This is a genomic window from Streptomyces gardneri (assembly GCF_006539185.1).
GTDB lineage: Bacteria > Actinomycetota > Actinomycetes > Streptomycetales > Streptomycetaceae > Streptomyces > Streptomyces gardneri.
On record NZ_BJMN01000068.1, the window covers coordinates 1 to 15,224 of the forward strand.

Sequence of the window (15,224 nt, forward strand, 5' to 3'; positions counted from 1 at the left end):
GGGGTGTTTCACGTGAAACACCCCGCCCCTGGAGGAAAACGCAGGTCAGGACCGGTATCGCCGGGGTCCGGGACCTAAGTCACGACTTCGCGGCGGTTACGCCAGGTCCAGATCCGTGAGCTCGTAGCCGGTGAGGTACGGCAGGCCCGCCTCGGCGATGGCGCCGGCAGCGCCGCGGTCCACGATCGTGGCCACGGCCACGACCTCGCCGCCCGCCTCGCGGACGGCCTCGACGGCCGTCAGCGGGGAGCCGCCGGTGGTCGAGGTGTCCTCGACCACGAGGCAGCGACGGCCCTTCACGTCCGTCCCCTCGATACGGCGCTGCATGCCGTGCGCCTTCTGCGCCTTGCGCACGACGAAGGCGTCGAGGCGCTGTCCGCGCGCGGCGGAGGCGTGCAGCATCGAGGTGGCGACCGGGTCGGCGCCGAGCGTCAGACCGCCGACGCAGTCGAAGTCCAGCTCGGCGGTGAGGTCGAGCATGACCTGACCGACCAGCGGCGCGGCCTCGCCGTCCAGCGTGATGCGGCGCAGGTCGATGTAGTAGTCGGCTTCCAGACCCGAGGAGAGGGTCACCTTGCCGTGCACCACGGCCTTGTCCTTGATCTGCTGGAGCAGGTCAGCGCGTACGTCAGTCATGGTCAGCAGCTTAAGGGGCCTCTCCTCACGATCGCTTACAGCCGCCGCCAGCGCCAGACGCTCTCGACCTCCAGGGGGTCGATCGGGGTGACGTACCGCGGATGGGTGTTGAGGCCGTTCGGGGGGCCGGACTGCGGCTCGACGCAGACGGCCTCGGCCGGCTCGTCGTAGATCACGACCCACTCGGCGCGGCTGCCGACCTTCAGCTCCAGTTCCTCCGGCCAGGTGAGGGTGACGTCGACGCCGTCGGGCATCCCGAAGCAGTCGTCCCAGGGGCCGGGGAGCGGGTCGATCCGGCGACCGGTGGGGAGGTGGTTCTCACCGCGCTCCTCCTGCCAGCCGGGGGCGAAGTCGAGCGTCACGTCCTGGCCGCCGTTGCCGAGGTTGCGCAGGAACCAGGGGTGCCAGCCGGCCTGCGCCGGGAAGGAGGTGTCGTAGGTCTCGACCCCGAAGCGGAGGGTCAGGGAGTCCTCGGCCAGCTCGAAGACCTGGGTCACCCTGCCCTTGTACGGCCACGGGTCCCCGAGCTCGCAGGTGAAGACCGCCTCCGTCCCGGAGACTCGGGCGGTGTTCCAGGCGAGGTCGCGGACGGTGCCGTGGATGGCGTGCGGGGGTGCGTTGACCGGCAGCTGGTGCGTGGTCGCCCCGTCGCGGAAGCGGCCGTTCTCGGTCCGCCCGCACCAGGGCACCATCGGGAAGCTTCCGAACCGCTCGCCCTGGCGCAACACTTCGGTGCCGCCGATGCGCAGGCTCTCGATCCGGCAGCCGTGCTCGGGGTTGATGGTCAACTCGGCGTCGCCCGCCGTCAGTCGCGTCTGCATCGTCACGTCCCGACCCTAGAGCTCCGATTGGACCGTTTCAACGACGGCGGCGCAGGGCCCGGCCGACGACGACCGCGGAGGCGATGGCGAGCGCGGCGGCGGGGGCGATCCAGCGCAGGGTGGCGGCCGTGCTGGTGGCCTCGGGGGCGGGGACGGGCGCGTACCGGCCGCGCGGCGGGGCGTGGTCGACCTCCTCGGCGCTGCGCCCGATCATGGTCCGCCGCGCGTGGGCGGCCTCGACGGGGGGCTGCGGGGAGGGGAACTCGACGGGGGTGACGCCGAAGTCCGGGTCGAGGAGGGGGTCGAGGGAGGCGGGCGGGACGGGAGCGTCGACGACGGAGGGGCGCGCGGGCTCCTCGACGCCGTCGTCCACACCGTCGTGGTCGGAGTCCGAGTCCGAGTCGGAGTCGGAGTCGGAGTCGGAGTCGGGGGCCGCGTCCGAGTCCGCGTCGAGGTGGCTGCCCTCCGACTGCTCCGGCTCCCCCGCGAGCGCGGCCAGCGCCTCCGCGAACTTGTCGAGCAGCTTGGTGCCGGCCGTGGCCCGCGCCTCGTCCGTCGCCTCGGCGAGCCGGCCGGCCGCCGTCAGCGCGCCGGTGAAGGTGAGGCTCGTGCCCTCGCCCACAGGGGTGAGGACGACGGTCAGGGAGAGCTCGGCCGTGCCCTTGCCCCGGGCCTCGGCGCCCTGCCCCTCGTAGGTGATGGCGCCGTCCCGCTCGACGACCCGCAGGGCGCCCCGGTACGTGATGGTGTGGCCGCCGACCCGGATCTTGAGCCGGCCCGCGAGGGGGTCCGCCTCCGCGTCGGCGTCGCGCTGGAGGCCGGGCACGCAGCGCACCACCCGGGCCGGGTCCGTGAGCGTCGCGCGCAGGGCCTCGGCCGGGACCGGAACGAACACCTCATGCTCCATGGAAGCCGAGCCTACTCAGGCCGGGGCGCGGCGTCGCCTCTTTGCGCGGGGGCCCGCGCGCCCCCGCGAGAGAGGCGACGCCGGCCTGCCGCCGTCCCTCAGCCGCCGTACCTCGGGTGGACGAGGGTCGAGGGCGGCAGCTCGGCGCCCCTGGTCCGTTCGGCGCGGCGGGCCGCGGCCTCCAGGGTGCCCACGCCGAGGGAGCGCAGCCGGGGCGCGTCGGGTGCGAGGCCGAGGGCGGCCGGCCGGCCGCCCGGGACGGCGAGGAGGAAGCCCCAGTCCCCCGGCCCCCGCTCCGTCCCGCTGGTGCGGTCGGCGCGGTCGGGGCCCGCCGCGAAACCGGGGGTGCGGCCGCTCGCGCTGTACGGGCGGGTCGCGAACCCGGCGGCGCGCAGGGTGGCGTCCACGGTCCAGTAGGTGTGCGGCCGGTCGGTGACCGATCCGGCGTGGACGGCGAACCGTCCCGAACGGGTGAGGACGCGGGCCACGAGTCCGTGGAACTCCTCCGAGTAGAGCTTGGTGCTGGGGGTGATGCCCGGGTCCGGGAGGTCGGAGATCACCACGTCGTACCGTTCCTGCAGACGATCGGCGGCGCCCCTGAGCCAGTTGAAGGCGTCCGCGTAGACCACCCGGACGCGCGGGTCCCGGAACGCCTGTGCGTTGAGCGTGGCGAGGGCCGGATCGGTGCGGGCGAGGCGGACGACACCGGGGTCGAGCTCGACGACGGTGACGGAGGAGGCGCCGGGGTAGCGCAGCACCTCGCGGGCGGCGAGCCCGTCCCCGCCGCCGACGATCAGGACGCGCTCGTGCGGACCGTTCATCGCGGGGTGGACGAGCGCCTCGTGGTAGCGGTGCTCGTCCTGTCCCGACACCCGCAGCCGGCCGTCGAGGAACAGGTCGGGCGGCCCCTCGCGGCCTCCCGTCACCACCACCTCCTGGAGGTCGGTGTGGACGGCGACCCGCACCCTCTCCCCGTACACGGCCCGGCGCGCGGCCTCCTCGAAGTCGTCGACGAGCACGGTCGCCGTGGCGAGGACGGCCAGGACCGACACGTTCACCGCGATCAGCAGGGCGCGGGAGCGGGAGGTCAGGTCGCGGCGGAACACCCACAGCACGAGCCCGCCGCCCGCGATCACGTTGACCGCGCCGGTGACGAGCGCGCCGGTGAGCTGGCCGAGCCAGGGCAGCAGCAGGAAGGGGAAGGCGAGGCCGCCGACGAGCGCGCCGACGTAGTCGGCGGCGAAGAGGTCGGCGACCGTCCCCGCGGCGTCGTCCTGCTCGGCGGCCGGGGCCTGTCGCCTCGCCCGCTTCGCGGCCCCCGGCCCGACGCCGACGCCGGATCCGGCCCCTGACGCGGGCGCGGATCCGCTCCCGGCCCCGGTGGCCCGCTGTATGAGGGACATGAGGAGCGGGATCTCCGCGCCGATGAGCACACCGATGGCGAGCGAGAAGGCCACGACGACGTACCGCGACTCGCCCAGCCAGGCGAAGGCCGCGTAGAGCGCGAGGGCCGAGCAGCCGCCGATGAGCGCGAGCCCGGCCTCGACCATGCCGAAGCCGACGGCGGCACGGCAGCGCAGCCGCTTGGCGAGGAGCGAGCCCACACCCATCGCGAAGACCATCACGGAGAGCACGACGGAGGCCTGGGTGACCGAGTCGCCGATCAAGTAGGAGGCGAGTGCGACCAGTTCGAGTTCGTACACCAGCCCGCAGGCGGCGCAGACGAAGACCACGGCGAGGACCGGGAACCGCACCGCTTCGGCCGACCGCGGCGACCTCGGCGGCCGGGGCGACCGGCGCGACCTGGTCGGCCTGGACGGTCTGGGCGGCCGCCCGCGCCGCCGCAGAGGCGGTTGTCGCACCCTGGTGGGTGGCATGGTCACGGTCGGCTCGATCATGAACGTAACGCTACGTCACGACTTACATACTCCTTGTCACCCACACGAATGCATCTGGAGCTCTGAAGGGGCGTATCAGAGCGTTGCGGGCATACGTGCGCCGATTCGGGTCCTGGTCACCACGAGCTGCCCTTCCTGCGGGTAGGCGTGCCAGGTGCGCCAGCGCACCTGGCCCTCGTGGCGCTGCGCCAGCATCGCCGTGAAGGCGTGCGGGGAGCCGGGGAAGGTCCCCGCGAGGCCGTTCGGGTGGTCGGCGACGAGCGCGAGCAGCTCCTGCGCACGGCCCGCGAAGGAGCCGTGCGAGAGCGTCTCGACACGCGCCGCGAATTCGTACTCCCATTCGCCGACGCGCTTGGAGACGCCGAGCGGGAGGGGGGTGCTGCTGCCGGGCATACAGGCGACGGTCTCCGAGCAGCTGCGCCCCTCCTCCTCCAGAAGTACCTGGTGGGAGGCGCCGAGCAGCCTCAACTGGAGTCTGGCGCCGGAGAGTTCGAGGTCGAGTACGGCGAGGGCGGGCAGCGGCTCGCGCCCGAGGGCCCAGGCCAGATCGGCCGCGCGGGTATCGGTGTAGGAGGTTTTCAGGGTGGTGAGCATGGGTCGGCTCCGCAAACACGGTTTGACGGGTGGGCCGGGGGCGCCCCGGAGAGGGTCCAACGGGAGTGGGGGATCGCCGGCTCGGTTCCACACACGGTCCGAGGGCTGTCTCTGTCAGGAGCGAGAGAACCACGGACGCCGGGCGACTCGCAGCGTTTTTACCCAACTTGCCGTGGTTTCCAACCCCTTCGGGGACCCCACAGTTCAATTGTTCAATCAGAATTGATCGACAAGATCCGCCGAAATGCCAACGTCACGTGCCTCCGGGGCCGTTACGCCTCAGCTGCCGCCGCAGCCTCCACCCCCGCAGCCGGACCCGCAGGAGCTCGAGCCCCCTCCGCAACCCCCGGAGCCGCTGCCGCCACCGTCGGCCCAGCTGCGACCGCGCTTCCGGCCGCCGCCTCCGCCGATGGCGCGGCGCACGAAGGAGACGAGCCCGATGATGATGACCGCACCGATGAAGATGATGAACAGATCCATCTGTACTACCCCCGTTCTTCTGTACGAGGGGGATGCCCTGTGCAGCCCCCCGTCAAAGACGACTTGAGCGATGCCAGAGCTTCAGCTGCACGAGGACGAGGAGCTGGAGCAGGAGGACGAGGAGCAGGAGGAGCTCGAACACGACGAGCTGGAGGTGGAACAGGAGGACGAGGACGTCGAGCACGAGGACGAGGACGAGGACGACGAGGACGACGAGGACGACGAGGACGAGTCGCCCGACCCGGCCCACCAGCTCTCGCTCCCCCCGACGCTGCCACCGGAACGCACCGTGTCGCGCAGGGACCGCGCGACGACCCACACCACGATCGCGATCACGGCCGCGATCCCGAGGATGAAGAATGCGATGTTCATGCCAGGGCGATCCCCTCGGCGGACCGTCGCCAAAGCGCACTTGAGCAAGTCCAGAGCTTCCCCCCAGGATGGCGGTCATGACACGACCGCTGCTCAACCGCCGGCTCGCCGAATTCGGGACGACGATCTTCGCCGAGATGTCCGCGCTGGCCGCCAGGACCGGGTCGATCAACCTCGGTCAGGGCTTCCCCGACACCGACGGCCCGGAGGAGATCCGCGAGGCCGCGGTCCGCGCGCTGCGCGACGGCCTCGGCAACCAGTACCCGCCCGGCCCCGGCGTCCCCGAGCTGCGCCGGGCCGTCGCCGACCACCAGCGGGAGTGGTACGGCCTCACGTACGACCCCGACGCGGAGGTGCTGGTCACCGCGGGTGCCACCGAGGCGATCGCGGCGGCCCTGCTCGCGCTCGTCGAGCCGGGCGACGAGGTGATCGCCCTGGAGCCGTACTACGACTCGTACGCGGCCTGCGTCGCGATGGCCGGCGGCACCCGCGTCCCCGTCACGCTCCGCCCGCACGAGGGCGCCTACGTCCTCGATCTGGACGAACTGCGGGCCGCCGTCACCGACCGGACCCGGCTGATCCTGCTCAACACCCCGCACAACCCCACCGGCACGGTCCTCACCCGGGCCGAGCTGACCGCCGTCGCCGAGCTGGCGATCGAGCGGGACCTGCTCGTCGTCACCGACGAGGTGTACGAGCACCTGGTCTTCGACGACGCCGAGCACGTGCCGCTCGCGAGCCTCCCCGGGATGCGGGAGCGCACGGTCACCATCGGCTCGGCCGGCAAGACGTTCTCGTTCACCGGCTGGAAGGTCGGCTGGATCACCGCGAGCCCCGAGCTGACCGCCGCCGTCCGCTCGGCCAAGCAGTTCCTCACGTACGTGTCCTCCGGCCCCTTCCAGTACGCGATCGCCGAGGCGCTCCGCCTCCCCGCCGCGTACTTCGACGGCCTCCGCGCCGATCTGCGCGCCAAGCGGGACCTGCTGAGCGAGGGCCTCGCGCAGGCGGGCTTCGAGGTCTACCGCCCGGCGGGCACCTACTTCGTCACCACCGACATCCGCCCGCTCGGCGCCGACGACGGCTTCGCCTTCTGCCGCTCGCTCCCCGAGCGCGCGGGCGTCGTCGCCATCCCGAACGCCGTCTTCTACGACCACCGCGAGGCCGGCGCCCCCTTCGTCCGCTTCGCCTTCTGCAAGAAGACGGAGGTCCTGGAGGAAGCGGTGAACCGCCTCAAGCGCCTCGCCTGAGCTCAGCGCCGCCCCGCGCCCCGGACGCGCGCCTGAGGCCCGCCCCGGACGCACGGGAGCCCGGCCCCCTCGGAAGGGGAGCCGGGCTCTCGTGGCCGTGCGGTGGGGCTGTGCGGCGGGGAGGCTCAGGCCTCCTCGTCGCCGGCCTTCTGCTCGGGGGTCTCCAGGCCGAACTGCTCCACGACCCACTTGTCGAACTCGATGGAGGCGCGGACCCAGCTGACCGTGGAGGACACGAAGTGCTCCAGGGCGACGCCGGTGCCGATCAGCATCTGGGCCTCACCGATGAGACGGAGGGTGGCGGAGCCGTCCTCCTCCTCGTGCAGGTGGGTGTAGACCTTGGGCCACAGGGTGCGGCGGTTCCAGTCGTCGATCGCGTCGAGGACCTTGGCGCGGTCGTCGGCCGAGTGCGGGCGGTCGTAGAACGTCCGCACCGAGAAGACCTGCTGCTCGTCCTCGCCGCGGAACATGAAGTACGTGCGGAATTCCTCCCACGGCGCCGCGAGGTCACCCTCGTCGTCGACGACGTACTTCAGCTCCATCTGCTCGAGGAGCTGCTTGACGAGGTCCTGGTCGGGGACGACGGGGCCCGCCGGTCCTGCGGCCTGAGGCTGGGGCTGGCCCCCGAAATTCGGAATCGAGGACGGGTCGATGCTCACCGTGAATTTCCCTTCGTACGGATGCTCGCCATCCTCCCCCATGTCGGGCGGTTCATGGGAGCCCCACCAGCCGCGATCCGCTCCCAGCTGACATGATCTCGTGCCCATGGGGGACGAGAAGAAGAAATCCCGGTGGTGGATCTGGCTCCTCGTGGGGCTCACAGTGCTCTGCGGTCTGCCCGTCACGATGATGGCCTGGTGGGTTTATTCCTTCGGCGAGGCCGGAAGGCCGCAGCCGGTGGACTGCGCCGAGGCGATGGATTTCGCGCGCGGCCGCCTCCCGGCGGACGCCCAGGACGCCCGCTGTACGGGGATGCACTGGCAGGACTCGTACGTCACCGTGGACTTCCGCATGCCGCGCGCCGGCGTGGCCGACTGGCTGAAGGCCACCTATCCGGACGCCGAGCCGGACACCCCCTGCGAGGAGGACCTGTGCCGGGTCGTCGACCACGACCAGGTGCTCTACGTCCACGTGAAGGTGGTGTACGAGGACGACGGCACCGGCCTCGTACACCTGACCTCCTTCGACATGTAGCCCCGCGAGGCCCTGGCTACCGCGCCGGGCCCACGATCAGGCCGTCCTCGACGCGGTCCACGCGGACCGTGTCGCCGTCGACGACCTCGCCCGCGAGGATCTCCTTCGCGAGGCGGTCGCCGATGGCCGTCTGGATCAGGCGGCGCAGCGGGCGCGCGCCGTAGGCCGGGTCGTTGCCCTCCTCGGCGAGCCACTCCAGGGCCTCCGGGGTGACGTCCAGGGTGAGCTGCCGGTCGGCGAGCCGCTTCGCGAGGCGGTCGATCTGGAGCCGCGCGATCCGGCCCAGCTCGGCCCGGTCGAGCGCCGAGAAGACCACCAGGTCGTCGAGGCGGTTGAGGAACTCGGGCTTGAAGCTCGCCCGCACCACGTCCAGGACCTGCTGCTTCTTCACGTCCTCCGAGGTCGACGGGTCGACCAGGTACTGGCTGCCCAGGTTCGACGTGAGGATCAGGATGGTGTTGCGGAAGTCCACCGTCCGGCCCTGGCCGTCGGTGAGGCGGCCGTCGTCGAGGACCTGGAGCAGGACGTCGAAGACCTCCGGGTGCGCCTTCTCCACCTCGTCGAGCAGGACCACGCTGTACGGGCGGCGGCGGACCGCCTCCGTGAGCTGGCCGCCCTCCTCGTAGCCGACGTAGCCGGGAGGCGCGCCGACCAGCCGGGCGACGGAGTGCTTCTCGCCGTACTCCGACATGTCGATGCGGATCATGGCCCGCTCGTCGTCGAAGAGGAAGTCGGCGAGGGCCTTCGCCAGCTCGGTCTTGCCGACGCCCGTGGGGCCGAGGAAGAGGAAGGAGCCGGTGGGGCGGTCGGGGTCGGCGATGCCCGCGCGGGTGCGGCGCACGGCGTCGGAGACGGCCTGCACGGCCTCGGACTGGCCGATCAGCCGCCGCCCGAGCTCGTCCTCCATGCGCAGCAGCTTCTGCGTCTCGCCCTCCAGGAGGCGGCCGGCGGGGATGCCGGTCCAGGCGCCGACGACGTCCGCGATGTCGTCGGGGCCGACCTCGTCCTTGACCATGCTGTCCTTGGACGACTCCTGCTGGGCCTCGGCCTCGCTCGCCTCCGCCAGCTCCCGCTCCAGGGCCGGGATCTCCCCGTACAGCAGCTTGGAGGCGGCGTCGAAGTCGCCGTCGCGCTGGGCGCGCTCCGCCCGCCCACGGGCCTCGTCGAGGCGCTCCTTGAGCTCGCCGACCCGGTTGAGGGACTGCTTCTCCTTCTCCCAGCGGGCGGTGAGGCCGCGCAGCTCCTCCTCACGGTCGGCGAGGTCGCGCCGCAGCTTCTCCAGGCGCTGCCTGCTCGCCGGGTCCGTCTCGTTCTTGAGGGCCAGCTCCTCCATGCGGAGCCGGTCGACGGAGCGCTGGAGCTCGTCGATCTCGACGGGCGAGGAGTCGATCTCCATACGGAGCCGGGAGGCGGCCTCGTCGACGAGGTCGATGGCCTTGTCGGGGAGGAAGCGCGAGGTGATGTACCGGTCGGAGAGGGTCGCGGCGGCGACCAGCGCGGAGTCGTTGATCTGCACCTTGTGGTGCGCCTCGTACCGGCCCTTGAGGCCACGGAGGATCGCGATGGTGTCCTCGACCGTGGGCTCGGCGACCAGGACCTGCTGGAAACGGCGCTCCAGGGCGGGGTCCTTCTCGATGCGCTCGCGGTACTCGTCGAGGGTGGTCGCGCCGACCATCCGCAGCTCGCCGCGGGCCAGCATGGGCTTGAGCATGTTGCCCGCGTCCATGGCGGAGTCGCCGCCGGCGCCCGCGCCGACGACGGTGTGCAGCTCGTCGATGAAGGTGATGATCTGGCCGTCGCTCGCCTTGATCTCGGAGAGCACGGTCTTGAGGCGCTCCTCGAACTCGCCGCGGTACTTCGCCCCGGCGACCATCGCGCCGAGGTCGAGCGAGACGAGCCGCTTGTTCTTCAGCGACTCGGGTACGTCGCCCTTCACGATCCGCTGGGCGAGCCCCTCGACGACGGCGGTCTTGCCGACGCCGGGCTCACCGATGAGGACCGGGTTGTTCTTGGTGCGGCGGGACAGCACCTGCACGACGCGCCGGATCTCGTGGTCCCGGCCGATGACCGGGTCCAGCTTGCCCTCGCGCGCTGCGGCCGTGAAGTCCGTGCCGAACTTCTCCAGCGCCTTGTACTGCCCTTCCGGGTCGGGTGTGGTCACCCGGCGTCCTCCCCTGCTCTTCTCGAAGGCGTCGAGCAGCTTCTTCGCGCTCGCGCCCTGCCGGTCGAGGATCTCACCGGCCTGCCCGCCCTTGGCGGCGAGCCCGATGAGCAGGTGCTCGGTGGAGAGGAAGTCGTCGCCGAGCTCCTTGGCGCGCTTGTCGGCGTCGGCGATGACCGCGAGGAACTCGCGGTTGGGCTGCGGGGGCGCGACCGTGGATCCCGTGATGCTCGGCTGGGCGGCGATCAGCCGCTCCGCGCCGGAGCGCACGACCGCCTGGTCGGCCTCGACGGCGGCGAGCAGGTCGGTGATGTTCTCGTTGTCCTGACCCGCCAGCAGGGCCAGGAGCAGGTGCGCGGGGATGAGATCCGGGTTCCCCTCGGACACGGCGCGGCTCGTGGCCGCGTTGAGCGCGTCCCGGCTCCGGTTGGTCAGTTCGACGTCCACGTGCGGTGTTCCTCCTTGGTGCCTGCGACTACTTTCCCTCTATGACCCTTCCAACGTACACAAAGTTGAGTCCATTCCGCTCAATGTTTCGGTGAGAGTCCTGCCACGGGTAGTTTCCGGGGCATGGCCACAGACCCGAGGAACCCTTCCGACTCGTACCTCAGCTTCTGGCGCGAGTACCACATGTGCACCCTCACGACCCCGCGCGCGGACGGCACCCCGCACGTCGTGGCGGTCGGCGTCACGTACGACCCCGAGGGCGGGTACGCGCGGGTGATCACCAACAAGAACAGCCGGAAGGTCGCCAACGTCCTGGCGGCGGGCGCGGACGGGGCGCGCGTGGCGGTCTGCCAGGTCGACAAGGGGCGCTGGGCCACCCTGGAGGGCGTCGCCCACATCCGTACGGAGGCGGAGGTCGTCGCGGACGCCGTCGACCGCTACGCCGCGCGGTACGGCCGGACGCCGGCCCCGAACCCGGACCGGGTCGTCATCGAGATCGCCCTCACGCGGGCGATGGGCCGCGCGTAGGAAGCACGGCGGACGTACGGGCGCAGCACAGCGGCGCCATCGCGTTTCAGGTCCGCGATGGCGCCGCTGTGTGGGGGAAGTGCCGGAGCGATCTACAACGACGGGGGAATCGCTCAGGCACTGCGGGGGGTGGCGGTGATGGTCTCGGGCTCGATCAGCTGGTGGTCCCGCTGGTCGAGATTGACGAAGATCATGCCGTACCGGATGGCACAGCGGATGGGCTGCGGCGCACCGCGGGGCCGGCGGAGACAGCGGTAGGCGCGGACGTCCTCGTCCTGCTCACGTGCCACGATGATCGGTTCTCCGAAGAGGGTGACCTTCAGCGCGTCGCCACGGTGGGGGATGGCCGTGGCGAGGTCGACGAAGTGCCAGCCGGAGCGATAGGCCGAAGCCATCTCCCGGCGGAACCGGCGATCATCGGGCGGCACGCTCACTCGCCCGCACCCTTGGGTGCGATTTCCCAGGAGGGCTCCTCGGGACTGGCGAGAATGACGTGCGCCGGCGCGATCTCCCATGAGGGCTCGCTCGGGCCCGCCACCACCGAATGCGCCGGGTTGCTCTCCCACGAAGGCTCGCCGTTGGCTGCGAGCACACCGAGAGCAGCCGCCGCAACGGCTATGGCGCTAAGTGCACGAACCATCCTGGTCATGGCCGATCTCCACCTCTTTTGATCACTACCTCCCCCCCGCGCTAAGACGATGGCTCACCATCGCCCCTTTCCACCAGCCAACCCGGGCATCATGTTCCTGTAATTCATGACCCTGAGGGGGGTGCGAATGATGCTCGAAGGTGACGAATCAGGCCATAAGCACAGTCACGGTGAACTATGCGACGTCGGGAAAGAGCTGTACGCGAACGCCCTCCGCACAGGCCGAATCGCCCGTTCCGAGGCGGAGGACGCCCCCTGCCTGACGGAACTCTCCCTCCTCCACCCGGACCCGGACGACAGCCAGTGGCTGCGCGCGGTGCCGCCCTCGATAGCGCTCAACCAGCTGATCCACCCCATCGAGCAGGAGATACAGGCGCGCCGCCAGCACGCCATATCCCTGGCCGACGCGTTCGAACCGTTTCTCGCCATCCACGCGCAGGACCCCTCGGCCACCCAGGCCATCACGGTCCTCGAAGGCCTCAGCGTCATCAACGCGACGCTCGACCGCGTCATCAACGAGTGCACGACGGAGCTCCTCACCATCCAGCCCGGCAGCGGACGGCGCCCCGAGACGCTGGAGGCGGCCCTGCGGCGCATGGCGCCCCTGCTCGACCGCGGTGTCCGGATGCGCACGCTCTACCAGCACACCGCCCGCCACCACCCCGCCACGCTGGCCTATGTGGAGCGGGTCGCCCCCTACGGACTCGAACTCCGCACCCTCGAAGAGATCATCGACCGGCTGATCATCGTCGACCGCAAGGTCGCCTTCGTCCCGGCCCGCAGCGACCGCCAGGTCGCACTCGAACTCCGCCACGAGGGCCTCGTCCAGTACCTCGTCGGCGTCTTCGACCAGTTCTGGCTGCACGGCGTGCCGTGGGAGGAGGAGATCCCCTACAGCCCGTCCGTGGACGGCATCGGCGGTGTCCAGCGGTCCATCGCCAAGCTCCTCGTCGAAGGTCACGTCGACGAGGCCATCGCCCGGCGGCTCGGTATGAACGTCCGTACCTGCCGGGCCCACATCGCCAAGCTCGCCTCCGCGCTCGGCAGCGGCAGCCGGGCTCAGCTCGGCTATCTCATCGCCCAGTCCGGCATCCTCGAACGGGACAACTGACCAGCGTGTACGTACAGATCGACCTCGACGGACCCGCGGGGACGCTCCGGGTCTCCGGCCACGGGCTGCCCACCGTGGAGCTCGTACGAGCCCCCGGGACCGCTCCCGACGCCCACACCCCCATCGGGACCCGCAAGCCCGCCCTGCTCGCGCTCAGCGTCGACGGGGAGGCGGCCGTCATCCGGCCCGCGCGCGGGCGGCTCCTGCGGCGCTCCTACCGCGTGGACGTGCGGGTGGAAGGGGTCCGCTACCGGCTCGCGCCCTGCGGGTACGTGGACAGCCGCTTCACCCGCGACCGGCGCCGGATCGGCACCCTCACCTCCTCGGGCGACGGCAGGGTCATCGACGAGTGGGACGGCGACCCCACCCCTCACGACCTCGCCCTCGGCACCGCCCTCGCCGCCGCGTTCGGCACCGGCGCCTCCCCTTGGTGGGAGACCCTCGCCGACGTCGTGGGCGAGCTGACCCCCTGACATACGACGAGGCCCCTTCCACCGTGGCGGAAGGGGCCTCTTACGTGTCTCCGAGAGCTGTCTGCGAGCTATTCGGCGCGCTTCGGGCGCCAGACCACCAGTGCGCTCGCCTGCTGCACGTCCTGGTACGGGACCAGGTCGCGCCGGTACGAGGCGTGCACCTGGGCCTCGCGCTGGCGCATCGCCGCCGCCGCGCCGTCGACCGCGGCCGACAGCTCGGCGATCCGGCTCTGCAGCGCCGCGACCTGGTTCTCCAGCTCGATGATGCGCTTGATGCCGGCCAGGTTGATGCCCTCGTCCTGCGACAGCGCCTGCACCTGACGGAGCAGCTCGATGTCACGGGCCGAGTAGCGCCGCCCGCGGCCCGCCGTGCGGTCCGGGGAGACCAGACCGAGACGGTCGTACTGCCGCAGGGTCTGCGGGTGCAGACCAGAGAGCTGGGCCGCCACCGAGATGACGTACACCGGCGACTCGTCGGTCAGTTCGTACGGATTGCGTCGGCGCCCGTCCACGGGGTCACGCTCCCTTCGCGGCCTGGAACAGCTCCGCCCGGGGGTCCTCGGAGGCGGTCGCCTCGCGGAAGGTCTCCAGGGCCTCACGTGCCTTGTCGTCCAGCTCCTTCGGCACCGCCACCTCGACCGTGACGAGCAGGTCGCCGCGGGTGCCGTCCTTGCGGACCGCGCCCTTGCCACGGGCGCGCATGGTCCGGCCGTTCGGAGTGCCCGCGGGCAGCTTGAGCGTCACCGGGGGGCCGCCGAGCGTCGGGACCTTGATCTCGCCGCCGAGCGCCGCCTCCGTGAAGGTGACCGGCACCGTGACGGTGAGGTTGTCGTCCTTGCGGCCGAAGACCGCGTGGTCGTCGACGTGCACGACGACGTACAGGTCGCCGTTCTGCCCGCCGCGCTCGCCCGGCGCGCCCTTGCCGCGCAGCCGGATCCGCTGCCCGTCGGAGACGCCCGCCGGGATGCGGACCTGCATGGTGCGGGAGGACTTGGCCCGCCCACTGCCCTTGCAGACCTCGCAGGGGTTCTCGGCGATGAGGCCGCGGCCCTTGCAGTCCACGCACGGGTCGGTGAGCGAGAACCCGCCGCCGCTGCCGCGCGAGACCTGTCCGGTGCCGACGCAGGTCGGGCACACCCGGGGCGTGCCGTTCTTGTCGCCGGTGCCCGAACACGCCGTGCACGGCTGCTGGCTGGACATCCGCAGCGGCACGGTCGCGCCCTCGACGGCCTCGATGAAGCTGAGCGTCACCTCGGACTCGATGTCCTGGCCGCGACGCGGCTGGGTGCGCGCACCCGTGCCGGCCCCGCGGTTGAACAGGCCGCCGAAGACGTCCCCGATGCCGCCACCGCCGCCGAAGCCGCCGCCGCCCGCTCCGCCCTGGGCGCCTCCGAAGAGGTCGCCCAGGTCGAAGTTGAACGAGCCGCCGCCCGGGCCGCCGGCCCGGAAGCCGCCGTTCCCGAACAGCGCGCGCGCCTCGTCGTACTCCTTGCGCTTCTTGGGGTCACCGAGGATGTCGTTGGCCTCGGAGATCTCCTTGAAGCGCTCCTCCGCCTTGGTGTCGCCCTTGTTGGCGTCCGGATGGTTCTCGCGGGCGAGCTTCCGGTACGCCTTCTTGATCTCGGCCTCGGTGGCGTCCTTGGGGACGCCGAGAACCTTGTAGTAGTCCTTCTCGACGAAGTCCTTCGTGCTCATCGACGTCCCTC

Annotated in this window: 17 protein-coding genes; 5 read left to right on the forward strand and 12 right to left on the reverse strand. The window is 71.4% G+C overall.

The window, feature by feature from the left end; translation table 11 throughout:
• Positions 1-96: 96 nt before the first annotated feature.
• The 6 genes from pyrE to SGA01_RS36815 all read right to left on the reverse strand — a co-directional run bounded on the left by pyrE (position 97) and on the right by SGA01_RS36815 (position 5,586).
• Positions 97-636, reverse strand: coding sequence for an orotate phosphoribosyltransferase (pyrE, locus tag SGA01_RS36785; RefSeq protein WP_141302417.1), 540 nt, complete (start codon positions 634-636; stop codon positions 97-99).
• Between the two features lie 35 nt (positions 637-671).
• Positions 672-1,457: an aldose epimerase family protein gene (locus tag SGA01_RS36790; protein WP_141302462.1), complete on the reverse strand. Its 786-nt coding sequence runs from the start codon at positions 1,455-1,457 to the stop codon at positions 672-674.
• Positions 1,458-1,494: 37 nt separating this feature from the next.
• Positions 1,495-2,364: an SRPBCC family protein gene (locus tag SGA01_RS36795; protein ID WP_141302419.1), complete on the reverse strand. Its 870-nt coding sequence runs from the start codon at positions 2,362-2,364 to the stop codon at positions 1,495-1,497.
• 98 nt (positions 2,365-2,462) lie between these two features.
• Positions 2,463-4,262: a spermidine synthase gene (locus tag SGA01_RS36800; RefSeq protein WP_371866286.1), complete on the reverse strand. Its 1,800-nt coding sequence runs from the start codon at positions 4,260-4,262 to the stop codon at positions 2,463-2,465.
• Between the two features lie 75 nt (positions 4,263-4,337).
• Positions 4,338-4,856, reverse strand: a complete 519-nt coding sequence (locus SGA01_RS36805; protein WP_055642633.1) for a DUF2617 family protein — start codon at positions 4,854-4,856, stop codon at positions 4,338-4,340.
• Between the two features lie 532 nt (positions 4,857-5,388).
• Entirely contained in the window at positions 5,389-5,586 is a 198-nt protein-coding gene (locus SGA01_RS36815; RefSeq protein WP_174867654.1) for a hypothetical protein, read from the reverse strand.
• Positions 5,587-5,776: 190 nt separating this feature from the next.
• Here SGA01_RS36815 and SGA01_RS36820 point away from each other — a divergent pair, with 190 nt between their 5' ends.
• Entirely contained in the window at positions 5,777-6,955 is a 1,179-nt protein-coding gene (locus SGA01_RS36820; protein WP_141302425.1) for a pyridoxal phosphate-dependent aminotransferase, read from the forward strand.
• Between the two features lie 125 nt (positions 6,956-7,080).
• Here SGA01_RS36820 and SGA01_RS36825 read toward each other — a convergent pair whose 3' ends face one another.
• Positions 7,081-7,614 (reverse strand): type III secretion system chaperone family protein, encoded by a 534-nt coding sequence (locus SGA01_RS36825; RefSeq protein WP_055646184.1) that lies wholly within the window; start codon positions 7,612-7,614, stop codon positions 7,081-7,083.
• 106 nt (positions 7,615-7,720) lie between these two features.
• Between SGA01_RS36825 and SGA01_RS36830 the strand changes: the two genes are divergently transcribed.
• Complete coding sequence (locus tag SGA01_RS36830) at positions 7,721-8,149, forward strand: hypothetical protein (RefSeq protein ID WP_141302427.1); 429 nt, start codon at positions 7,721-7,723, stop codon at positions 8,147-8,149.
• Positions 8,150-8,165: 16 nt separating this feature from the next.
• Here SGA01_RS36830 and clpB read toward each other — a convergent pair whose 3' ends face one another.
• Positions 8,166-10,757, reverse strand: coding sequence for an ATP-dependent chaperone ClpB (clpB, locus tag SGA01_RS36835; RefSeq protein ID WP_141302429.1), 2,592 nt, complete (start codon positions 10,755-10,757; stop codon positions 8,166-8,168).
• A 123-nt stretch (positions 10,758-10,880) separates the two neighbouring features.
• On the opposite strand from clpB, the gene SGA01_RS36840 reads away from it, so the two are divergent.
• Positions 10,881-11,285, forward strand: coding sequence for a pyridoxamine 5'-phosphate oxidase family protein (locus tag SGA01_RS36840; RefSeq protein ID WP_141302431.1), 405 nt, complete (start codon positions 10,881-10,883; stop codon positions 11,283-11,285).
• A gap of 113 nt (positions 11,286-11,398) precedes the next feature.
• Here the strand turns inward: SGA01_RS36840 and SGA01_RS36845 are convergent, their stop codons facing one another.
• Entirely contained in the window at positions 11,399-11,719 is a 321-nt protein-coding gene (locus tag SGA01_RS36845) for a Rieske (2Fe-2S) protein (protein WP_141302433.1), read from the reverse strand.
• Entirely contained in the window at positions 11,716-11,934 is a 219-nt protein-coding gene (locus SGA01_RS36850) for a hypothetical protein (protein ID WP_141302435.1), read from the reverse strand. The genes SGA01_RS36845 and SGA01_RS36850 overlap by 4 nt, the downstream gene beginning before the upstream one ends.
• A 127-nt stretch (positions 11,935-12,061) precedes the next feature.
• On the opposite strand from SGA01_RS36850, the gene SGA01_RS36855 reads away from it, so the two are divergent.
• Positions 12,062-13,045, forward strand: a complete 984-nt coding sequence (locus SGA01_RS36855; RefSeq protein ID WP_229918231.1) for a helix-turn-helix transcriptional regulator — start codon at positions 12,062-12,064, stop codon at positions 13,043-13,045.
• A gap of 5 nt (positions 13,046-13,050) precedes the next feature.
• Positions 13,051-13,518 (forward strand): hypothetical protein, encoded by a 468-nt coding sequence (locus tag SGA01_RS36860; protein WP_141302437.1) that lies wholly within the window; start codon positions 13,051-13,053, stop codon positions 13,516-13,518.
• Positions 13,519-13,586: 68 nt separating this feature from the next.
• Here the strand turns inward: SGA01_RS36860 and SGA01_RS36865 are convergent, their stop codons facing one another.
• Together SGA01_RS36865 and dnaJ are read right to left on the reverse strand one after the other, a co-directional pair.
• Entirely contained in the window at positions 13,587-14,030 is a 444-nt protein-coding gene (locus SGA01_RS36865; protein WP_141302439.1) for a heat shock protein transcriptional repressor HspR, read from the reverse strand.
• Positions 14,031-14,034: 4 nt separating this feature from the next.
• Positions 14,035-15,213 (reverse strand): molecular chaperone DnaJ, encoded by a 1,179-nt coding sequence (gene dnaJ, locus SGA01_RS36870; RefSeq protein WP_141302441.1) that lies wholly within the window; start codon positions 15,211-15,213, stop codon positions 14,035-14,037.
• Positions 15,214-15,224: the final 11 nt, after the last annotated feature.